This is a genomic window from Pseudoalteromonas sp. EB27 (assembly GCF_001974875.1).
Classification (GTDB): domain Bacteria; phylum Pseudomonadota; class Gammaproteobacteria; order Enterobacterales; family Alteromonadaceae; genus Pseudoalteromonas.
Genome location: NZ_MTQD01000007.1, coordinates 156,593 through 178,511 on the forward strand (window position 1 = coordinate 156,593; position 21,919 = coordinate 178,511).

Genomic DNA, 21,919 nt, shown 5'->3' on the forward strand with positions numbered 1-21,919 from the left:
CATTTAGTCTAGGCTGTTAGTGGCATGGCTTTTAGTTGTCGTTAAGTCTGTTTCACTAATATTGAGGGGTTCTAAATGCCAAATGTCTTCACTGTATTGGCTTATGGTTCTATCACTTGAAAACATTCCACTGGCTGCCGTATTTAAAATACTCATTTGTGTCCAGTAGGTTTGATCTGCGTAAGCTTTATCAACTTCTTTTTGAGCTGCTACATAACTTTCAAAATCGTGCGCAACAAGCCATGGATCGTGCGGGCTCTTAATTGCATTTGTTATATCGTCAAATAAGCATGGTTCAAACAAGTTAAAATGGCCGCTTTCGAGTAAGTGCATTACATTATTTAAATCGCTATTTTGTGCGATTAAGTGCTCAGGATTGTAACGCGATTTAATATCATCAATTTGATGCGCTTGTGCCCCAAACAAAAAGAAGTTGTCTGCACCAACGGCATCTCTAATTTCAATGTTTGCACCATCGAGCGTGCCTATCGTCAATGCACCATTCATCATAAACTTCATGTTGCCAGTACCCGACGCTTCTTTGCCTGCAGTAGATACTTGCTCTGACAAATCGGTTGCAGGGCAAATAACTTCCATAGCGGTTACGTTGTAATTAGGTAAAAAGGCGACGCGTAAATACGGGGCTGCTAACGGATCTTTATTTATAACCTCTGCCACGTTATTAATAAGCTTAATAATTTTTTTAGCCATGTAATAACCCGGTGCCGCTTTACCACCTAATAAAACACAGCGAGGAACAAGCCCTTGGGTATCACCACGGCGAATGCGGTCATATAAATGAATCACATGAAGTATGTTTAATAGCTGACGTTTGTATTCATGAATACGCTTTACTTGTACGTCAAACATCATCGATACGTCAAAATCAACATCGCAGCGCGCTTTAACTAAATCAACTAAACGCTGTTTGTTTTCGCGTTTAGCATTTTGCCACTGCCCATGAAATGCTTTGTCATCGTAAAAACGACGTAGGTCGCTAATTGTTGAAAAGTTTTTAACCCAGTCATGACCAATTTTTTCGCTGATTAATTTACTTAAAACAGGATTACAATGTGCAAGCCAACGTCTTGGTGTAACACCATTTGTTTTGTTATTAAACTTATCAGGCCACAGCGCGTAAAACTCTTTAAATAGGCCCGCTTTTAACAGTTCGGTATGCAGTGCTGCCACGCCATTTACAGAGTAACTACCTACAATGGCTAAGTAAGCCATACGAATTTGCGGCTCATCGCCCTCTTCAATCAACGACAATGCACGCTGTTTATTAACATCACCCGGCCATTGCTGTGCAACTTGTGCTAAAAAGCGTGCGTTTATCTCGTAAACTATTTCTAAAATGCGTGGTAATAATTTTGAAAACAACGAAACAGACCACTTTTCAAGCGCTTCAGGAAGTAGCGTATGATTTGTGTAGGCCATCGTTTTGGTGGTGATTTGCCACGCATCGTTCCAATCAAGTTCGTAATCATCAATTAAAATACGCATCAGCTCTGCAACAGCAATACTTGGGTGCGTGTCGTTTAACTGAAAAACATGAAAGTCAGCAAAGTCGCTAAAGCTCTCGCCATGTTGGGAAACCCACTGATCAACTACGTCTTGAATACTTGCAGATGATAAAAAGTATTGTTGGCGCAATCTAAGCTCTTTTCCATTTTCGCTGCTGTCGTTTGGATACAGCACCATGGTAATTTGTTCAGCTAGGTTTTTTTGTGCGACGGCTTCTGAGTAACTGCCTGCATTAAATTCGGTCAAATTAAATTCGTCTGTCGCTTCTGATTTCCATAAGCGTAGCGTATTTACAATATTGTTTTTATAACCTGGGACAGGGACATCGTAAGGTACAGCTAATACATCTTGTGAACTCATCCATTGGCGATGCTCTCGGCCAAATTTATCTGTGTAACTTTGCACATAACCGCCAAATTTCACACGTTTTGCATGCTCTGGCGCGCTTAGCTCCCATGGGTGCCCTTCGCGCAGCCAGTTATCTGGTTGCTCAATTTGGTTGCCATCTTTGATTGATTGGTTAAACATGCCGTATTCGTAACGAAGACCATAACCAATTACCGGTAACGCAAGACTTGCACAGCTATCTAAAAAACAAGCAGCTAGGCGGCCCAAACCACCGTTACCTAGGCCTGCGTCGTGCTCGGCATCTTCAAGCGTTTCTACTGTTGTGCAGTATTCTTGTAATGCAGCAGCAACTTGGTCGTCTAAATCTAGGTTTAGTATTGCATTACCCAGCGCACGTCCCATTAAAAATTCAAGAGAAAGGTAAGCCGTTTTGCGGCGTTTCTCTTGCTTAATTTGTTGATTCGTTTCTCTGCAGCGGGCAACAAGTCTGTCGCGAATAGTCAGCGCTAAAGCATGGTATAAATACAGTCTTGATTCGCCGACCTTATCGCGACCTAGGGTATAATAAAAATGCCGTGTTAAGTCATCTTTAAGCGTACTTTCATCTATAACAGGACCTTCTTGCCAGCCCTTTACTACACACACTTGTTCACTTTGTTTAGCCATGACTTACATCCTCTAAATTAGCACTAAAAACCCAACTACTTTGTGCTGAAATTTCAACCATCGCATCTTCATTACTACTCACAGATGCATTATTTACACTTGATAAAACCATTTGCCACGGCGCATTAATAGGCGAAGGCGGCATTTGGCAAAAAACTGTTTTTTTACTGGCATTAAATACCATCAGTAATGCATGATTGTTTTGCTTATCAAGTAAGCTATACATTAAAAACTGTCTGGTATCTTCATGCCAATGAGCGTCGGTCATGGTTTTACCTTGTTCGGTAAACCACTTAACGGTAAAACGCTCGTCTATATCATCTAAAAATACACTGTGTTTGAACGCACTGTGCGCGCGTCTAATTTTTAAAGCATCATCAATAAATCGTGTTAGCGAATGATTAAGTTGAGAATCTTTCCAGGCAAGCCAGCTAGTGCGATTATTTTGGCAATAAGCATTGTTATTACCCCCTTGAGAGTGCGCCATTTCGCTGCCAGCGGCAATCATGGGTACACCTTTTGAGAGTATCAAAGTAAGTAAAAAGTTCTTTTGTTGCTGCAAACGCAGTGCGTTTATTTTTGAGTCACTAGTAAAGCCTTCTACTCCACAGTTGAACGAATGATTTGCGCTGTGTCCATCTCTGCTTTGCTCACCATTAGCTTCGTTATGCTTTTCCTCATAACTCACTAAATCGGCAAGCGTGAAACCATCATGACTCGTTATAAAGTTAATGCTATTAAGTGGTCCACGTTGGCTGTGCTCAAAAATATCAAACGATCCATGCAAACGTTTTGCAACGTTGGCAATAATGCCCGTTTCACTTTGCCAAAAACGTCTAATTACATCGCGATATTGATCGTTCCATTCTCGCCATGGCGGCGGAAATGCACCCAACTGATAGCCACCAGGACCTATATCCCAAGGCTCACTTATTAACTTAACCTTATTAAGCACAGGGTCTTGAGCTACCACTTGTAAAAAAGTATGTGCAGAGCTAAAGCCTGCTTTTGAACGCCCTAAAATCGTCGCTAAATCAAACCTAAAACCATCAACCCCCATTACCTCAACCCAATAACGAAGGCTATCAAGAACAAGTTGTAGTGTTTTAGGGTGATCAATATTTATAGTATTTCCACAGCCGGTATCGTTTATATATACATTAGGCTGACCCTCTACTGTGCGGTAATACGCTAAGTTATCAAAGCCTCTTAGCGATAATATTGGGCCATCGGCCCCTGCCTCTGCTGTATGGTTATAAACAACGTCTAAAATAACTTCTATGTCGGCAGCATGAAGCTCGCGCACCATTTGCTTAAACTCGTTTATATCGTCGTTTACCAAATAGTCTTTATGGGGGGTAAAAAAGTTAAGCGTGTTATAACCCCAATAGTTTTGCAGCCCTTTTCCTGTTAAAAATTGCTCACTAATAAAAGAATGAACAGGTAAAAGCTCAACTGCTGTAACGCCAAAGCTTTGTAAGTGCTCAATAAAGCTTGGGTGGCTTAACCCTAAAAACTTCCCTTGTAGAGATTTAGGTATTTTAGGATGACGACACGTTGTTCCCTTAACATGGCACTCGTAAATAACCGTGTTTGACCAAAGGTGGTTTGGCTTTTTATGCGCGAACAACGTAGGAGCAGCTACTTTTGATTTAGGTATATCAATCGCATTATTTACGGTGCTTTTAGTACCAATTGGCATTTGCCCATAATGGCGTTCACTCCATGTGAACTCACCAAACAAGTCCTTTGCATATGGATCTATAAGTAGCTTATTTTCGTTAAACAGTTGGCCATTTTTAGGGTTATATTCACCCTCGACTCTAAAACCATAAAGTGCGCCGGCGTTTAATGGCGAAATATGAATACTCCAAATGCCACCTTCGTTAATATTCATCGCCATTTTTAGGATTTCTGAATGGCCACTTTTATCAAACAAACACACATAAGCTTGGCTTGCACCTGGCGCATAAAGCGCGAAGTTAACTCCATTATTGATAACACTAGAGCCTAGCGGTTCTACATTACCGGGGGCTACATCAAATCGGTTACTCATCATCAACCTTTTGTAAGTAAATAGTTGTTAAGCCACCAATGGCAATTGAAATACTGTGTTTAAAGCCATGATTTGATTCATTTGTAGCGTGAACTATCTGCGATGAATCTTTAGTTACCTCAACGCCAGAGCCAAAAAACTGAGTATTGTCTGTATTTAAGATAACCTTGTAACGCCCTTTACTCGGTACGCCAATAACATAATTTTCATATGACGCGGGGGTAAAATTAGCAATAACAACCACAAAGTCTTTTGCGTTTTTAGCATAGCGGACAAAACTTAAAATACTCTGCTGATTATTATTGTTATCTATCCAGGTAAAGCCAGCCGCACTCGAATCTAACTCATACAACGCGGGTTGGTTTTTATAAACAGTATTTAGCGCTATTACGGTTTGCTTTATACCGTTATGACTTTGGTGCTCAAGTAAATGCCAATCGATAGAATGATCGTGCCCCCACTCTTTTCTCTGAGCAATTTCACCGCCCATAAACAAGAGTTTTTTACCCGGGTGTGCCCACATAAATGCGTAGTAAGCGCGTAAATTTGCAAATTTCTGCCAATCATCGCCTGGCATTTTTTCAATTAACGAGCCTTTACCGTGTACTACTTCATCGTGGCTTAATGGCAATATATAGTTTTCGCTAAAAGCGTATACCATCGAAAAAGTCATTTCGTGATGATGATGCTGACGATAAAGAGGGTCGTGCTGCATGTAATGCAAACTATCGTTCATCCAACCCATATTCCACTTATAGCCAAAGCCTAAACCGTTGTGCTCAACACTTTGGGTGACACCCGGCCACGCTGTTGACTCCTCAGCCACCATCATAATGCCGGGGTTGTTTTTATAACTGCGCATATTGACTTGCTTTAGACACTCAATTGCACCTAAGTTTTCGCGCCCGCCATAACAATTAGCAACCCACTCGCCTTCTTTTCGGCTGTAATCTAAATACAACATAGAGGCTACGGCATCTACACGCAGACCATCTAATCCAAATTGATGTAACCAATACATAGCATTTGAAATCAAAAAGCTTTTAACTTCAGGGCGGTCGTAGTTATAAATGTAGGTATTCCAATCAGGATGAAAACCTTGGCGCTTATCGGCATGCTCATATAAATGAGTGCCATCAAATCGGTGCAAACCATGCGGATCACTAGGAAAATGCCCTGGTACCCAATCAAGTAAAATACCCAAATTCGCTTTATGGCACTGCTCTACAAAGTATTTAAAGCTGTTGTAGTCGCCAAAACGGCTAGTAGGAGCAAATAAACCAACAGGCTGATACCCCCACGAACCATCAAACGGGTATTCACTTATTGGCATAAGTTGTAAGTGAGTAAAATTCATTTCAAGGGCGTAGCTAACGAGTTTGTCAGCAAGCTCTGTGTAACTTAAATAACGGTTGTTTTCAGCGCGTTGCCATGAGCCTAAATGCACTTCATAAATACTAATTGGCGCATCAATATGATTGCGTTTTTGCCTGTTTTGAAGTGCCTTTTCGCCAAGCTTTATAGGTTCCGGTTTATACTGAAGAACACTTGCAGTACCCGGTGCTTGTTGCATTTTAAAGGCATAGGGGTCGGCTTTTTCGAGTACTTCTCCACTTTGCGCGGTAATTGCAAATTTGTAGCACATGTCGGCTTTAAGACCCGGTACAAATAACTCCCATACACCACTTGCAGGATGAAAACGCATAAAGTGGCGATTAGCTTGCCAAAAATTAAACTCACCAATAATAGAAACACTTGCTGCATTGGGTGCCCATACACAAAAGCGCACACCCTCTACGTTTTGTTGAGTACTAAAATGTGCACCAAAATGAGAGTAAGCATGTTCAAGGCTGCCTTCGTTAAATAAATACATTGCCTCTGCATCAAGTGTGCTTTCAAAACTATATTCATCATAAAAGGTAGTGCTGCTATTTGTGTACTTAGCAATGCATTGATAAGGCGCGGTGGGTAGAGCATCAACTTTAGCTATAAATAAGTCACTTTGTTGGTAGCGCTGCGCCTCAATGCTTTTATTATTTAATGTAACACTTACGTTTATTGCACAAGGTAAGTAAAGACGGATTTCAACTTCGGCATCTGTTTTATGTGCCCCTAAAAAGCTAAATGGGTCTTTAAATCGTCCTGTATTTAATGCATGTACTTGTGCATCATAGCTATTTTCTTCTACTGAGCTGTCCTGTGCTGACGATTTTTTATTAATTGTACTGCTCATTTAACTTTTCCTTATTGAATCGATAGCAGCTAAAAGTGAGCCATTTTTAGTAAATATTTCTTCACTGGTATGCGTTAATACACGTCGCCAATTAGGATATTCTTTATCTGTCCCGGGGATATTAACCGGGTATTTCTGCTCATCTAAATCGTCTATTTGAATTGCAAATAGACGCGATTGAGAACCTGCCAAACACAATGCTAGTGCGTTATATACTTCGACTGAATTACTATCTAATAAAAGCTCGGTCGTATTGGTATGGCGATTAATAAATCGGAGTATCCTATGCTGCTCTTCTATTCGTTGTTGCTTTAATTGCTCGTATTCACTGCAAGTTATAAGCTTGTATTGTTGCTTAATATTTAAATCAGCATGCTGCCACCAACCTGTAAAAGGAGGTACATCATGATTGGCTATCATTAACAAACACTGTGCTGCTAGCTCATCTGTCGCTAAAAACTCTCCACTGTGTTGTTTTTCAAAATAAAATAAGCTGTTAGAAAATATACCGCTTGAAGCTAGAGCCTGCCTTACCTCTGGCGGCACAACGCCTAAATCTTCTCCAATAACAATACTCTGATTAATATGTGATTCAATTTTTAAAATGGCGAGTAAGTGCTCAAACGGGTAGTAAACATAACAGCCACCTTGTTCGCCATTATTTTCAAAGCACCACCATAAGCGCCTAATAGCCATTACGTGGTCAATTCTAAGTCCACCTACATTTTGCATGTTTGCGCGAATGAGCGAGCGATAATATTGGTAGTGATTATTACTAAGACTTCGAGGATTTAGTGCTGGAAGCCCCCAATTTTGGCCAGCTTCGGCCCATGGATCAGGTGGAGCACCTACACTTGCACCTTGGCTAAACAGTGGCTTTTGATTTTTAAATTCAGCCCCATCACCCGCACAGCCAACGGCTAAGTCGTTAATTAAGCCAATTGCCATACCTAGCTCTGCACAACTTTTTTGACACAATGCCAATTGCATATGCGCTTGCCACTGCAAGTAATAATCAAATGTTAAGTTATCTGATTCGAGGGTCTTTAACGTAGTTGAATGAGTATCATAAAAATCTGTAAATGCACGGCGACGCTCATCACTTGCCGTTAATTCAAACTGATTATAAAGCGCCTCAAATAACGCATACTTTATACGGCTTACATTTTCATAATCTATAAATTGATCATTACTTTTTATAAGTGTAATTACATCGTCTCGTTGCATGAGGTCATGCAACGCTGCGTTATTTTGTGCGTCTTCGCTTAATACTATAGAAATATAAAGAGGGTTTAATAAAGCGCGACTATTAGGACTATAAGGGCTGGCGCGTTCTGGCATATCTGCAAATAACAAATGCAGTGGATTAAGTAATATATAATCCATATTTTGCGAGCTACATAATTTTGTAAGCGTTAGTAAATCGTCAAAGTCGCCAATACCTAAATGCGCTTTATTTTTTAATGTGTAAAGCTGAATAGATAACCCAGTGCGCTTTTTGTCTTCAACTTGGTAAACTTGCTCAGGCACATACCAAAGTTGCGTAATTGCATGCTGCTCACCTACTTGAACGTTAGCGTCATGATAGCCAATTGGCATCGTTTTTAAAGGCAGTGCAAGCTCAACATAGCGAACGCCATGTAAGTAATATTCACCTGTAACCGCCAAATTATAAAGATTTTCAAGAGCTATATTCATCCCAAGAGAAGGGACATTAATATTAGCGGCTAAATACTGCTGACGTTCATCTATACGAAGCTTTAACACACATGCTTTTTGCTCAACTAAACTCACACTGGGTACTAAATCCAGCCAAAGCGATGCATCTAAATCATAAGTGAGTTGAGTTATTTCAGCTTCGTTATTTGTATCAACACCACAACATTGCAAAGCACGTTTACGCGTGTCTTCGCTAAAAAACACTTGTTCACCTGTATACTTAGTGAATTCAAAGCCAATACCATGCAGGTAAAACAACTGCGAGAGAGCATCCATTGAATCGCCTTAATTAGTGCGTTGAGTATTTACTATGCTATTTTCTGTGCCAAATGTATTGCCGATATAACCGTCAGCTTGGTGGTCGTTATCCCAAATGTCTCCATTTATTAAATAACGAAAGTGAAATTGTTTATCGATAGGTAAGCGTTGCTTAAATCTAAACACACCTTGTTTTTTATTAAGCTTCATTGGCACAGGTTGCCAATCATTAAATTCACCTAGTAAGCAAACTTCTTCAGCCTCAGGATGAGAGAATTCAAAGGTTACTTCAGCTTCATCTTTTGTTTTAAAAAAACGTTTATTCAACATAGCAGGCTCCAACTAAACCAAAAAGGGTACTTAATCTTTGCCACAGGCCATACAACTAAACAAAAAGGCGATGTGGATTCCATTCAAAATCATTAAACACGTTTTAAGTTAACCAAAACTTTATTTACGCATTATTACAGTGCAACAATTCATTTTTTCTGCACCTAAAAAGTGCGGTTAGTATATAAACAATCTTTTTTAAAAAGCTCATTAGTACAGAGCAATATTTGAACCAACTAAGCGTACATCACATATTATTTATTTAACTGAATTTAACGTGAAATAATCCAAAAGTATTGCCTAAATTTATAAAACCCTTTTGTTATGTACTTTCATCAGTGATAATACACAGCATCTTAATACTCTGAAATATCATAATTTTCATGTTGAAAAAAAGCATTTTAATAACTATAGCAATCGCCTTTTTAATAATAGCCACACTTGTTGGTTCTTCAATCTATACCCTTTATAGTAAAAAAGAAATCTCAGTTGATCCTAAATTAAAAGAAATCTCAGGTATTGAATTTGATAAACAAAAACGTTTATGGGCGATAAACGACGGAGGCAATGAACCCAAGCTTTACCGCCTTAATCAAGATGGCTCTATCGCCAAAGAAATACTAGTTGAAAACGCTAAAAATATTGACTGGGAAGATATGACCCAAAATAAATTTGGGCACTTTTTTCTAGGGGATTTTGGCAATAACAAAAACGACCGTAGATGGCTCACTATTTATAAAATAGAAAACCCGATAGATATAAAAACAGATACAACCCAAGCCGAAATAATCAAGTTCACCTACCCCGAAATGGATGGCAGTCCAATAAAACCTAATAACCGTAATTTTGATTTAGAGGCATTTGTAGCACTAGGTCGTCACTTATATTTATTTACCAAAAACCGTACTGAGCCTTTCGATGGTATTACTAAAGTGTATAAAGTAGGCGATCATGCGGCTAATTTTAAGGCTGAGTTAATCGACTCTTTTAAAACATGTACCACGCTTGAAAAACTATGCTGGATAACCTCTGCAGCGCTTAGCCCTGATCGTAAAAAATTAGTCTTACTTGATTCAACCAGTCTTTGGTTATTTGAAAACTTTGAAGGTGATAAATTTTTCTCTGGTGATGTTTCAAAAATAGATTTAGGAATTGTTACACAAAAAGAAGCGGTCACCTTTTTTGATGACAACACCATTGTATTTACAGATGAAGAGTTTAAAGGAATTGGCGGTAATGCTTATTTTATAAAATTAGATGAAGCAACCAAAGAAGTGATTAAAAGAGCAAAAACAACACCTATCACAATCAATGCAGCAACAAAGTAATTTGCTGCTGGGATCATAAATGCTCTGGTTCATCGCTTAAATTTAGTCTCTAAAATAACCGATGACGTTGTGCGCTCTACTCCATTAAGATTTCCTATATCGTCAAGTAAATGGCTTAATTGCTCTAAATTTTGAGCCTGTACCACAGCAATTAAGTCAAACTCACCACTTATGGCATAGAGCTGCGAAATTGCATCAATTTGCTTAAGCTCAATATTTGTTTTAGTTGTTAATTTTTGCTTAACTTTAATAGACACATGAGCTGATACCATTTTACTGAGGTAGTCATCTCCATAATCTACGCTATACCCTTTAATTACACCCGTTTCTTCTAATTTAAGCATACGGCTTTGTACCGTTGAACGAGATAAATCAAGCATGCGAGCAAGGTCTGAAATACTGGCTCTTGCGTTTGTTTTTAATACAGATAGTAGCTTTTCATCTTGTGGTGTTATCATAATGCTTATTTATTTCGTCATTTTGACTTTTATTTTAATCATTTTTCACAAAATAGCACTGCAATTTTAACAGCTAACCTTCGATAATGACGCCCTACAAGAAATAATAACGTGTTTGCTGAAGAATAAAGGCTATATTCTTCTTTGATTTAGCAACTAATCTTTTATCTAAGCCCTTCAATTTAGGTGTACAAAATGCAAGTAACAAGAGACTTATTTAACGACGTAATGGTACCAAACTACAATCCTTCTGCTGTTATCCCAGTTCGCGGTGAAGGCTCACGCGTGTGGGATCAAAATAATAACGAGTTTATCGATTTTGCTGGTGGTATTGCCGTTAACTGTTTGGGTCACTGTCATCCTGCATTAGTTAAAGCATTAAAAGAGCAAGGCGAAAAAATTTGGCATTTATCGAATGTTATGACTAATGAACCAGCACTTCGTTTAGCTCAAAAAATGGTTGAAGCCACATTTGCTGATAAAGTTTACTTTGCAAACTCAGGCGCAGAAGCAAACGAAGCGGCGCTTAAGCTAGCCCGTCGTTTTGCACTTGATGTTTACGGCGCTGAAAAAACGCAAATAATTGCATTTAATAAAGGTTTCCACGGCCGTACTTTTTTCACCGTAACCGTTGGCGGACAAGCCGCTTACTCAGATGGCTTTGGTCCAAAACCTGCTGACATAGTACATTGTGACTTTAATGACATTGCTGCATTTGAAGCGCTGATCAGCGATAAAACATGTGCAGTTATGATGGAACCATTGCAAGGTGAAGGCGGTATTATTTCACCAACAGATGGTTTTGCCAAAAAAGTACGTGAACTTTGTACTAAACACAATGCGCTACTTATTTTTGATGAAGTGCAAACAGGTGTTGGCCGCACAGGCGATTTATACGCTTACGAAGGCTTAGAGGTTGTACCTGACATTTTAACAACGGCAAAAGCATTAGGCGGTGGTTTTCCTATTGGCGCTATGATCACTCGCACACACATTGCTGAGCACTTAAAAATTGGTACGCATGGCTCTACTTACGGTGGTAACCCACTTGCATGTGCTGTTGCAGAAGCTGCATTTGATACAGTAAATACACCAGATGTACTAAACGGTGTTAAAGAGCGCGAGCAATTATTCCGTGACGGATTAAACGCAATTAACGAAAAATACAACGTGTTTAGTGAAGTGCGTGGTAAAGGCTTATTAATTGGCGCAGTATTAAATGACAAATTTGAAGGCCGTGCACGCGACTTTTTAGTAGCAAGTGCTAATAATGGTTTAATGAACCTTGTAGCTGGCATGAATGTAATTCGCTTTACACCGTCTTTAGTTATTCCGTTTGAAGATATTAAAGAAGGCTTAGCGCGCTTTGAAAAAGCGGTTAGCGATGTAGTAAACGGTTAATATAGTTTAAATTAGCACGCCTACTGGCGTGCTATTGGAGCAAGCAATAAATGCAAGTATTACGTCCTATTACTGCCAATGATTTTGAAGCGCTTAAACAAATAGCAATTGAGTCAGGCCATGGGTTTACCTCTTTGCCTGTGGACGATGCACAGCTTAAAGAAAAAATTGAACGTACTGAAAAAAGCTTTGCCAAAAACATTAACCAGCCACTTGATGAAAGCTATTTATTTGTTTTAGAAGACAGCGAAACAGGTGACGTTATTGGTACAACCGCTATAGAAGCTGCGGTAGGTTTATCGGTGCCTTTATATCATTATCATTTAGGTAAAACAGTACACCACTCACCTACTTTAAATGTATATAACACCGTTGATATTTTAAGCATGTGTAACGACTACACAGGCTGCTCTGAAATATGCACATTATTTTTGCGCGAAAATAGTCGTCAAGGCCTAACGGGTCGATTTTTATCGCGTTCACGCTTTTTGTTTATGGCTCAGCATAGCGAGCGTTTCGCCGATACTGTTATCGCAGAAATGCGCGGTGTTAGCGACGAAGACGGCCATTCTCCTTTTTGGCAATGGCTGCAAGAACACTTTTTTAGTATCGAATTTCCAGAAGCGGATCACTTAGTGGGCTTAGGCGATAAGGTATTTATTAGCGAGTTAATGCCTAAATACCCTATTTATGTGAACTTGCTTAGCAAAAAAGCCCAAGCTGTTATTGGCCATGTCCATGAAAAAACAAAACCTGCGCTAAAATTATTAGAAAAAGAAGGTTTTGAGCACAGAGGCTACGTTGACTTATTTGACGCAGGCCCAACGGTTGAAGCAAAGCTTGGTAATATTCGCAGCATTCGCGACTCTCAAGTTTGCCCTATTACTATTGGTGAGCTTGATCACATATCACAAAATAGCTCAGATACGCTGGCTGTATGTAATCAAGGCGTAAGTGGCTTTAGAGCAACATTTACCAAAGACGCACATTACAATCATGCGAAACATACTCTCGTCATTAGCCAAGATGTGGCTAAGGCGCTTAATTTAAGCCAAGGAGACGCAGCGCGATTTTTCCGCCTGTAAATAATTTATGAATACACACCTAATTAATAACCAGTGGCATACAGGCCTTGGCCCAGTATTTGAGTCAATCAATCCAAGTAATGGCGATGTGGTATGGCAAGGTAATGGCGCAAACGCCCAGCAAGTAGATTCGGCTATAAAAGCAGCCAGAGCTGCGCAATTACAATGGGCTGACAAACCACTTGAAGAGCGTATAGTCATTCTTGAAAGCTTCGCAGCACAATTAAAAGAACACAGCGAAGAATTTGCGACCATAATTGCACGCGAAACAGGAAAGCCATTATGGGAAACCCGCACCGAAGTAGGCGCAATGACAGGTAAAGTAGCTATATCTGTAAAAGCCTACCATGAGCGTACCGGTACAACCGAAAACCCAATGCCCGGTGCTAAAGCGTTTATTAGACACAAACCGCATGGCGTTGTGGCTATTTTTGGCCCGTATAACTTTCCTGGGCATTTACCAAACGGACATATTGTTCCTGCAATTCTAGCTGGCAACACCGTGGTATTTAAGCCATCAGAACTGACGCCGCACGTGGCAGAATTTACCCTCTCACTTTGGCTAAAAGCGGGCTTACCTGCAGGCGTTATTAACCTTGTGCAAGGTGAAATTGAAACAGGTAAAGCACTTGCCTCTCATAAAGATATAGATGGCTTGTTTTTTACCGGTAGCTCGAACACAGGTCACTTACTACATAAACAGTTTGCTGGACACCCCGGTAAGATTTTAGCGCTTGAAATGGGCGGTAATAATCCACTAATTGTAAAAGATGTGAGTGATGTAAGCGCTGCTGTGCACGATATTATTCAATCAGGCTTTATTACCTCAGGTCAGCGCTGTACGTGTGCACGCCGCTTATTTATTGAAAAATCAGCCAACGGCGATGCTATTTTAGAAAAGCTAATAAGCGCAACTAAATATATAGTTGTAGATGACAGCTTTGCTACAGAGCAGCCTTTTATGGGTGCAATGATAAGCGAAAAAGCAGCATTAGGCATGGTTGCTGCGCAAAGTGAATTAGTATCAAAAGGCGCGCAAATCCTTGTTGAGCTTAAGCAATTAAAACCAGGCACAGGTTTTGTAAGCCCGGGTATTATTGATGTAACACACGTTACCGACATGCCAGATGAAGAGCATTTTGGACCGTTGATTAAAGTATATCGCTTTGACGATTTTGACAGCGCCATTGCTGAAGCCAACAACACAAGCTTTGGCTTATCCGCTGGTTTACTTAGCGATAGTGAAGATGATTACACTCACTTTTTAAAGCGTATTCGCGCCGGTATTGTTAACTGGAATCGCCCTATTACGGGTGCCTCAAGCGCAGCTCCATTTGGCGGTATTGGCGCCAGTGGTAATCACAGAGCAAGTGCCTATTACGCCGCTGATTACTGCGCATACCCTGTAGCGTCTGTTGAATCAGACAAAGTGAGCTTACCGCAAACCCTAGCGCCGGGCTTAATAATTGAATAAGCAATAAAACCAAATTTTAAGATTTAAGGATTTGATATGCATACTGATGTAAACACATTATTTAATAACCTTTGGGAAAATTACTTAAACGTAACTCCATCGGCAGACAAAATTCATGACCTTTTAGGGTCAACGCAAAAAGATGACATTATTAACGATCATATTGCACTGCGTACATTTAATATTGAAAAGGTCGGCCTTGAAAAACTCGCGGCTCACTTTTTAGCGATTGGTTACAAAGAATGTGGTGAATACCACTTTGAAGCTAAAAAACTCTACGCAAAGCACTACGAGCATAGCGATCCTAATCAGCCAAAAGTGTTTATTTCTGAGCTATTAGTTGAAAAATGCTCGCCTGAGTTACAAGCCATCGTAACCGACATGGTTGACAAAATTGATGAAAGCGCAGTAACAGCTGATAACTTTTTGTATTCAGGCACGCATTGGCAAGTAAGCACCGATACTTATAAGCAGCTGCTAGCTGAAAGCGAATATGCAGCGTGGATGTCGGCGTGGGGCTACCGCGCCAATCACTTTACCGTAAATATTAATACGCTTGCTAAGTTTGATAACATTCATGATGTTAACCAAGCCCTAAAAGACGCTGGCTTTTCGCTTAATACGTCAGGCGGCGAAGTTAAAGGCTCACCAGAGGTGTTACTAGAGCAATCGTCAACACTTGCTGATGAATACTCTGTTACCTTTAGTGACGGTGATATGAGCATCCCTAGCTGTTTTTATGAGTTTGCTATTCGTTACCCTAAAGCCGACGGTGAGCTTTATACTGGTTTTGTTGCAGCCTCAGCTGACAAAATATTTGAAAGCACCAACGCTCGATAGCAAAACCTAAAGTACTTTATTTTAAAAGCCCGTTATGGGCTTTTTTATGTCGCTAAGTTATGTTGATTAATTATAAAAATAACGGTTTATAATCGTTTTCTAACTTTTCAAACGATAAGTCGCCAATAAAGCGGCCAAAGCTCAACCACGTTGCCAAACCACGTAAGTCTTTAAAGTGTGGTGGCACAAATTGTGGGCTCTCTATCACACCTAAATCATGAAGCTGCGATATTAACCTAAAATCATCTATCGATATTTTACCCACCAGTAATAAAGGAAGCCTATCGATTCGACCTAGCTGTATTGCTACGCGAATTAAGTTATATACCAGTACAAAGCCTTTAATGTAGGCAATGTCTTTTGTAAAAGGCAGACCTGTTGGCGTGCTCCCTCTAAATACACGCTGCGCGAGTGTGTAACTGTCATCTTTTGATAAACCTTGCGCTACGTAATCACGGTAAATATCTACAAACTCGGCACCATCAATTACCTTTGTAACCGCTTGAATACGATTTACTAATTTAGATAAACGCCTTGGGGTCGATTTTAATGTAATAATTTCGGTAAGTACCGCTAAACCTTCTTGGGTAATAGTGGAGCTTGGCGTGCCTTTACTTAAACATGTTAAATACGGCTGTGCTAAACCATTTTGAGTGGTGCCCACGTGTATCCAGCCTTCGTGAACTTCTAAAATATCCAGTTCCCGCTGAGAAAATTTAACATCTTGATTAAGCTTAATATTATTAGCACCGGCGGCTGCATCACTGACAATACCATCGCTAAGCATTACCTCTACGTTTATACCTGCCATACTAGCGTTTACTTGCTCAGACAAAATACGAACAGCATCAACAGCATCAATATTTTTAGGGTCGTCAGGCAGTATGTCGGCTATTAGTAAATTTTGCAGCGGTTTATCTAGCATATTAGCTAGCTCAGAGAGTGAGGGCTCACCGGCATGGAATAAGTCTTTAGGGTGACCAAATAACTCCACCGATAAGTCATGAAATTCTGGCGTACCTCGATATTCAAGCATACTTAATACCGTTTTATACTCAGTGCACATTTTTCCCATATATTGAGCAATCGGATTTAACTGCCCCAGTTGGTTAATAATGTTACGGTGCAAAGTAGAAAACGCTTGGCGTAACTCGCTAGGTACAAAACCAAGGTCGCGCTGTTGATAGTATGCACGATCGATAAGTGGGTTTTTTTGACATTTCTGTCTAAAAAACTCTTCTTTAGTTTGTTTATCCCAATTAATAGCATCAAGTATCCTAATAGGCGTTTGCAATGCAATTAATTGATCCGATAACTCACGAGTTTTTAGTAGTAACGCCTTGTCTATCATGGTGTAAGCTCAACAATAAATGAGTTTTGAGCATAATTTAAAAAAGCTAAATTACAAAGCAATATCACACTTTTTTAGCTATTGTTTTAAGATGATCGACCCTCATATCTGTATCGTATGAGTTATCAAATAAAAGGTATAAAACATGAAAAACGAACTCGACAATAAACAGATTTTAGCCGTGTATGAACGTATAATTCAAAAAGGTGAAATGACTGATGAAGGTAAGCATTATCAAGGCGTTACTGCTTATTCAGACGTAGATGGTTACACAGTATACCTACAAGGTAGCGGCGTAGAGCTGCGCTTTGGTTTTCATAATACTTACCACCTTGACTATGAACATGAAAAGCATAAAGACGACTTTTTGAAAAAATTATATAACATTGCAAACGAGAGCTAATGCACCCACGAAAACTCAGACACCGCCCTACAAGCAAGCTCAATACTACTTTTATAAACCAAGTAGTAGAAGAGCTTAGATCTGATCCAAGCAAAATCTCTATTATTCAAGACAATTTAGAACAGTACCGTGCTCAAACTCATTTAAAGCGTGGTTTTTTACTGGCTATAGAGCGCTTTGATTGGGTTTTTGAAGCAAGCAAAGATATTGATTTCATTTGCCAGCAAATTTTAGCTGATGACTATATTGGCAATAGACTAAGACGTTACCCTCTCCTTTTTAAAGGTGTTATTAATAATACCTAACCTTTCAAAACCAAGCGCTTTAAAACGATAAAACCATAAAGTTTACTCTCTATATAAATTTATTAGAGCACTAAGCAATTGCAGGTTTAGTGCGCTTTTGCATTAAAATAATACTATTAGTGCTCTAACTATTACTGCACTAACGATTTTCACATATTTTATTCATTTATTGCTGTAAACAAATCATTACTATTATTTGATCTCAAAAAACCCCTTGCAACACCATGTTTTATAAGAAATTAAATAAAATAAAATTTTATCTACTTTATCGCATTAGTTGCACTTTTATTAATGATTAATCTACATTTTGGCATCTAGATATTTACCTCAACCTTGAATTGTTAGAGCTATTACCTTAAGCTTATCTTTATTGAACGTTCAATTAATAAAAATTATGCCTAAAGTTGGAATGGAACCTGTCAGGCGTCAGCAGTTAATTGACGCAACTATAGAATCTGTTGCGACGAATGGATTACAAGGAACGACTATAAACAGCATTAGTAAAAATGCAGGTTTATCGTCGGGTATTATTAGTCATTATTTTGGTGGTAAGCAGGGGCTGATTGAAGCCACTGTTCGATACTTACTAACAAGCTTAAAACAAGACTTGATAGGCAAAGTAAATCATCAAACAAATGCGACTGAACGTTTAATGTTTATTATCGAAGCCAACTTTGCGCTTGTACAACAGCGTAATGATACAACCCGAACGTGGTTAAGTTTTTGGGCGCAATCGATGCATGATGAAGAATTACACCGACTACAAAATGTAAACAGTAAACGCTTGCAAAGTAATTTAGCATTTTCTTTTAAACAATTAATGCCTATTGAGCAAGCAAATCAAGCTGCAGAACTTAGCGCCGCAATGATCGATGGCCTATGGTTAAGAGCAGTACTGAGTAAATCAGACAATAATCAGTTTAAACACTGTGAAAAGTTAGCAAAAAGCTATGTACTTTCACTTATCAAGCAATATGGAGCCTAGCGTGACTACACCTGTCTATCAAAATTTTATTAACGGCCATTTTCTTGCAAACCAGAACGGCAAAACATTTGATGTAACAAACCCAGCAACGGGCGAGGTTATTTACGCAGTAGAAATTGCCGACGAATTTATTCAAAATGCAGCCATTGAGAGTGCAAAGCAAGGTTTTGCTCAGTGGTCAGCAATGACACCCATTGAACGTAGCCGCATTTTATTAAAAGCAGTGGCTATTTTACGCGAGCGCAACGATGAACTAGCACTTGTAGAAGTACTCGACACCGGTAAACCAATGCAAGAAGCAAATTGTGTTGATATTGAAACTGGCGCTGATGTAATTGAATACTTTGCAGGTCTTGCGCCAGCACAAGTAGGCCAACAACAAATGGTTGGTGATGACTTTTACTACACACGCAAAGAACCATTAGGTATTTGTGCGGGTATTGGCGCATGGAACTACCCACTACAAATTGCATGTTGGAAGTCGGGCCCTGCCCTTGCTGCTGGTAATGCATTTATATTCAAACCATCAGAAGAAACACCACTGGGCGCTCTTAAACTTGCAGAAGTATTTGTTGAAGCTGGCGTACCTGCAGGTGTGTTTAATGTGGTTCAAGGCGCGGGCGATGTAGGCCAGTGGCTAACGCAGCATAGCGAGATTGACAAAGTATCGTTCACGGGTGAAGTAGGCACAGGTAAAAAAGTAGTAGCAAGTGCTGCCGGTACTTTAAAAGATGTCACGATGGAGCTTGGTGGTAAATCTCCACTATTAGTATTCGATGACGCCAACATTGAGCAAGCGGTTAGCGCCGCTATGCTAGGTAATTTTTATACGCAAGGCGAAATTTGTACTAACTGTACACGTATTTACGTTCATAAAAATGTATATCAGCAATTTATTGATGAGCTTAAAGCGCGCACTGAGAAAAACATTATTGCTGGCGACCCACAAGATTTAAATACAAACTTTGGCGCACTTATTTCTAAAAAGCATCAAGAACTAGTAATGAGCTACGTTAATAAAGGCATAGAAGAAGGTGCAACGCTTTTAACTGGTGGTACAACGCTTTCACCAGAATCTGCACCTAATGGCTATTTTGTAGCACCGACTGTGTTTATTGATTGTAATGACGATATGACTATTGTTAAAGAAGAAATATTTGGCCCAGTAATGAGCGTGCTTGTTTTTGACGACGAAGACGATGTGATTGCACGCGCTAACGGTACACACCTAGGCTTAGCTGCTGGCGTATTTACGAGTGATATTAAACGTGCTCACCGCGTAATTCATAAGTTACAAGCCGGTATTTGTTGGATTAATGCATACGGTAACTCACCGGCTGAAATGCCAGTTGGCGGTTATAAGCAATCGGGTATTGGCCGTGAAAATGGTATACAAACGCTTGATCAATACACGCAAACTAAGTCTATTTATGTTGGTATGGCCGACATAGAAAGCCCATTTTAAGGCGCCCTACTATGAGTAATCATTACGACTATATTATTGTTGGCGCGGGTTCGGCGGGTTGTGTTTTAGCCAACCGTTTATCTGAAGATTCAAGTAACCGCGTGTTACTACTTGAAACTGGCGGTAGCGATAAAAGTATCTTTATAAAAATGCCAACCGCGTTATCTATTCCTATGAATAGTGACAAATACGCATGGCAGTTTCATACGCAGCCTGAGCCTCATTTAGATAACCGTGAAATGCATTGCCCACGAGGCAAAGTATTAGGCGGCTCGTCATCTATTAATGGCATGGTGTATGTACGTGGCCACGCAAAAGATTTTGACGAATGGCAGCAACACGGTGCAAACGGCTGGGATTACCAATCGTGTTTACCGTATTTTCAAAAGGCAGAAAGCTTTTACCTTGGTGAAAATACTTACCGTGGTGGCAAAGGCCCGCTTGGCGTTAATAACGGCAACGAAATGAAAAACCCGCTTTACCGCACCTTTATCAAAGCAGGTGTACAAGCCGGTTACGCTTCTACAGGTGATTATAACGCGTCGCAGCAAGAGGGTTTTGGCCCAATGCACATGACCGTAAAAGACGGCGTGCGCAGCTCTGCTTCGCGTGAGTATTTAGACCCTGTTAAATCGCGTAGTAATTTAACGATTATTACAGGTGCACTAGCACAACGCGTGATTTTAGATGGCAAGAAAGCTACTGGCATCGAATACAAAGTTAATGGCGACGTTAAAACTGCATATGCTGCAAAAGACGTTGTATTAAGTGCAGGCCCAATCGGCTCTCCACATATTTTACAACTCTCTGGTATTGGTGACACACAAGCGCTTGAAAAAGCAGGCGTTGAAGTACAGCATCATCTACCTGGTGTTGGTCAAAACTTACAAGATCATCTTGAGTTTTACTTTCAATACAAGTGTAAGCAACCTATCACGCTTAACGGCAAGCTAGGCATTGTTTCAAAAGGTTTGATTGGCGCGCGCTGGTTATTAACGCGTTCGGGTTTAGGTGCAACGAATCATTTTGAATCGTGTGCGTTTATTCGCTCAAAACCAGGTGTTGAATGGCCAGATATTCAGTATCACTTTTTACCAGCGGCTATGCGTTACGACGGTCGAAGCGCATTTGCAGGTCATGGTTTTCAAGTACATGTTGGTCATAACAAACCAAAAAGCCGTGGTAGTGTGACTATTGCTTCTGCAAATCCTGAGCAACCACCAACAATTTTATTTAATTACCTTGAGCATCAAGACGATATTGAAGGCTTTAGAGCATGCGTTCGCTTAACACGCGACATAATCGAGCAAAGTGCCTTTGATGAATACCGCGATGAAGAAATTCAACCAGGTAAACATATTCAAACAGATGAAGAAATAGATGCCTTTGTACGCCAAGCCGTAGAAAGTGCCTACCACCCTTCTTGCTCATGCAAAATGGGTGAAGATGATATGGCCGTTGTTAACTCAAATACGCAAGTACATGGTATTGAAGGATTACGTGTTGTTGACTCATCTATATTCCCAACGGTTCCTAACGGAAACTTGAATGCGCCTACTATTATGGTTGCCGAAAAAGCAGCTGACATAATTTTAGGTAAAGACCCATTACAGAAATCGGATGTGAATGTTGCCATAACAAAAAACTGGCAAGAAACACAACGTAGTACGGAGATCTAACTTTAGCC

Annotated in this window: 17 protein-coding genes; 10 read left to right on the forward strand and 7 right to left on the reverse strand. The window is 39.9% G+C overall.

Annotated features, from left to right (window positions below):
* Window positions 1-3: 3 nt before the first annotated feature.
* Genes BW142_RS09765 through BW142_RS09785 form a run of 5 tightly spaced genes read right to left on the reverse strand, consistent with a single transcriptional unit; the run spans window position 4 to window position 9,137 of the window.
* A complete protein-coding gene (locus BW142_RS09765) occupies window positions 4-2,541 on the reverse strand; it encodes a glycogen/starch/alpha-glucan phosphorylase (protein ID WP_024598135.1) in 2,538 nt (845 codons plus the stop codon).
* The gene (gene glgX, locus BW142_RS09770) at window positions 2,534-4,597 is read right to left on the reverse strand and encodes a glycogen debranching protein GlgX (protein WP_076924751.1); all 2,064 of its coding nucleotides are present in this window, start codon (window positions 4,595-4,597) and stop codon (window positions 2,534-2,536) included. Before glgX ends, BW142_RS09765 begins: the two co-directional genes overlap by 8 nt.
* Entirely contained in the window at window positions 4,590-6,830 is a 2,241-nt protein-coding gene (gene glgB / locus BW142_RS09775; protein ID WP_076924752.1) for a 1,4-alpha-glucan branching protein GlgB, read from the reverse strand. The genes glgX and glgB overlap by 8 nt, the downstream gene beginning before the upstream one ends.
* A complete protein-coding gene (malQ, locus tag BW142_RS09780) occupies window positions 6,831-8,825 on the reverse strand; it encodes a 4-alpha-glucanotransferase (RefSeq protein ID WP_076924753.1) in 1,995 nt (664 codons plus the stop codon).
* A gap of 9 nt (window positions 8,826-8,834) precedes the next feature.
* Entirely contained in the window at window positions 8,835-9,137 is a 303-nt protein-coding gene (locus tag BW142_RS09785) for an isoamylase early set domain-containing protein (protein ID WP_076924754.1), read from the reverse strand.
* A 383-nt stretch (window positions 9,138-9,520) separates the two neighbouring features.
* On the opposite strand from BW142_RS09785, the gene BW142_RS09790 reads away from it, so the two are divergent.
* A complete protein-coding gene (locus tag BW142_RS09790; protein WP_076924755.1) occupies window positions 9,521-10,465 on the forward strand; it encodes a hypothetical protein in 945 nt (314 codons plus the stop codon).
* Between the two features lie 29 nt (window positions 10,466-10,494).
* On the opposite strand, the gene BW142_RS09795 is transcribed toward BW142_RS09790, so the two are convergent.
* On the reverse strand, window positions 10,495-10,923 hold the full coding sequence (locus BW142_RS09795; RefSeq protein ID WP_076924756.1) for an Lrp/AsnC family transcriptional regulator: 429 nt from the start codon (window positions 10,921-10,923) through the stop codon (window positions 10,495-10,497).
* A gap of 195 nt (window positions 10,924-11,118) precedes the next feature.
* Here BW142_RS09795 and BW142_RS09800 point away from each other — a divergent pair, with 195 nt between their 5' ends.
* From BW142_RS09800 to BW142_RS09815, 4 genes are read left to right on the forward strand one after another with little or no spacing between them, the layout of a single operon-like run.
* On the forward strand, window positions 11,119-12,324 hold the full coding sequence (locus BW142_RS09800; RefSeq protein WP_024598141.1) for an aspartate aminotransferase family protein: 1,206 nt from the start codon (window positions 11,119-11,121) through the stop codon (window positions 12,322-12,324).
* A 50-nt stretch (window positions 12,325-12,374) separates the two neighbouring features.
* On the forward strand, window positions 12,375-13,409 hold the full coding sequence (gene astA / locus BW142_RS09805; protein ID WP_076924757.1) for an arginine N-succinyltransferase: 1,035 nt from the start codon (window positions 12,375-12,377) through the stop codon (window positions 13,407-13,409).
* 7 nt (window positions 13,410-13,416) lie between these two features.
* Window positions 13,417-14,883 (forward strand): succinylglutamate-semialdehyde dehydrogenase, encoded by a 1,467-nt coding sequence (gene astD, locus BW142_RS09810; protein WP_076924758.1) that lies wholly within the window; start codon window positions 13,417-13,419, stop codon window positions 14,881-14,883.
* A gap of 36 nt (window positions 14,884-14,919) precedes the next feature.
* Window positions 14,920-15,723, forward strand: a complete 804-nt coding sequence (locus BW142_RS09815; RefSeq protein WP_076924759.1) for a DUF1338 domain-containing protein — start codon at window positions 14,920-14,922, stop codon at window positions 15,721-15,723.
* 70 nt (window positions 15,724-15,793) lie between these two features.
* Here BW142_RS09815 and BW142_RS09820 read toward each other — a convergent pair whose 3' ends face one another.
* On the reverse strand, window positions 15,794-17,074 hold the full coding sequence (locus tag BW142_RS09820; RefSeq protein ID WP_008169642.1) for a flavohemoglobin expression-modulating QEGLA motif protein: 1,281 nt from the start codon (window positions 17,072-17,074) through the stop codon (window positions 15,794-15,796).
* Window positions 17,075-17,219: 145 nt separating this feature from the next.
* Here BW142_RS09820 and BW142_RS09825 point away from each other — a divergent pair, with 145 nt between their 5' ends.
* From BW142_RS09825 to betA, 5 genes are all read left to right on the forward strand, one after another.
* Window positions 17,220-17,477: a DUF3081 domain-containing protein gene (locus BW142_RS09825; protein WP_008169639.1), complete on the forward strand. Its 258-nt coding sequence runs from the start codon at window positions 17,220-17,222 to the stop codon at window positions 17,475-17,477.
* Window positions 17,477-17,782: a hypothetical protein gene (locus BW142_RS09830; RefSeq protein ID WP_076924760.1), complete on the forward strand. Its 306-nt coding sequence runs from the start codon at window positions 17,477-17,479 to the stop codon at window positions 17,780-17,782. The genes BW142_RS09825 and BW142_RS09830 overlap by 1 nt, the downstream gene beginning before the upstream one ends.
* Before the next feature lie 409 nt (window positions 17,783-18,191).
* On the forward strand, window positions 18,192-18,767 hold the full coding sequence (gene betI, locus BW142_RS09835; protein ID WP_024603276.1) for a transcriptional regulator BetI: 576 nt from the start codon (window positions 18,192-18,194) through the stop codon (window positions 18,765-18,767).
* A 1-nt stretch (window position 18,768) separates the two neighbouring features.
* Window positions 18,769-20,232, forward strand: a complete 1,464-nt coding sequence (betB, locus tag BW142_RS09840; RefSeq protein WP_024604518.1) for a betaine-aldehyde dehydrogenase — start codon at window positions 18,769-18,771, stop codon at window positions 20,230-20,232.
* 11 nt (window positions 20,233-20,243) lie between these two features.
* Window positions 20,244-21,911: a choline dehydrogenase gene (gene betA, locus BW142_RS09845; protein ID WP_076924761.1), complete on the forward strand. Its 1,668-nt coding sequence runs from the start codon at window positions 20,244-20,246 to the stop codon at window positions 21,909-21,911.
* Window positions 21,912-21,919: the final 8 nt, after the last annotated feature.

Bases quoted from the DNA above. Each gene is read 5' to 3' on its own strand.
- BW142_RS09795 (WP_076924756.1), bottom strand. From the start codon at position 10,923: ATGATAACACCACAAGATGAAAAGCTACTATCTGTATTAAAAACAAAC.
- betI (WP_024603276.1), top strand. From the start codon at position 18,192: ATGGAACCTGTCAGGCGTCAGCAGTTAATTGACGCAACTATAGAATCT.
- BW142_RS09830 (WP_076924760.1), top strand. From the start codon at position 17,477: ATGCACCCACGAAAACTCAGACACCGCCCTACAAGCAAGCTCAATACT.
- astD (WP_076924758.1), top strand. From the start codon at position 13,417: ATGAATACACACCTAATTAATAACCAGTGGCATACAGGCCTTGGCCCA.
- BW142_RS09820 (WP_008169642.1), bottom strand. From the start codon at position 17,074: ATGATAGACAAGGCGTTACTACTAAAAACTCGTGAGTTATCGGATCAA.
- astA (WP_076924757.1), top strand. From the start codon at position 12,375: ATGCAAGTATTACGTCCTATTACTGCCAATGATTTTGAAGCGCTTAAA.
- BW142_RS09785 (WP_076924754.1), bottom strand. From the start codon at position 9,137: ATGTTGAATAAACGTTTTTTTAAAACAAAAGATGAAGCTGAAGTAACC.
- BW142_RS09800 (WP_024598141.1), top strand. From the start codon at position 11,119: ATGCAAGTAACAAGAGACTTATTTAACGACGTAATGGTACCAAACTAC.
- malQ (WP_076924753.1), bottom strand. From the start codon at position 8,825: ATGGATGCTCTCTCGCAGTTGTTTTACCTGCATGGTATTGGCTTTGAA.
- glgX (WP_076924751.1), bottom strand. From the start codon at position 4,597: ATGAGTAACCGATTTGATGTAGCCCCCGGTAATGTAGAACCGCTAGGC.
- BW142_RS09790 (WP_076924755.1), top strand. From the start codon at position 9,521: ATGTTGAAAAAAAGCATTTTAATAACTATAGCAATCGCCTTTTTAATA.
- glgB (WP_076924752.1), bottom strand. From the start codon at position 6,830: ATGAGCAGTACAATTAATAAAAAATCGTCAGCACAGGACAGCTCAGTA.
- BW142_RS09765 (WP_024598135.1), bottom strand. From the start codon at position 2,541: ATGGCTAAACAAAGTGAACAAGTGTGTGTAGTAAAGGGCTGGCAAGAA.
- betA (WP_076924761.1), top strand. From the start codon at position 20,244: ATGAGTAATCATTACGACTATATTATTGTTGGCGCGGGTTCGGCGGGT.
- BW142_RS09825 (WP_008169639.1), top strand. From the start codon at position 17,220: ATGAAAAACGAACTCGACAATAAACAGATTTTAGCCGTGTATGAACGT.
- BW142_RS09815 (WP_076924759.1), top strand. From the start codon at position 14,920: ATGCATACTGATGTAAACACATTATTTAATAACCTTTGGGAAAATTAC.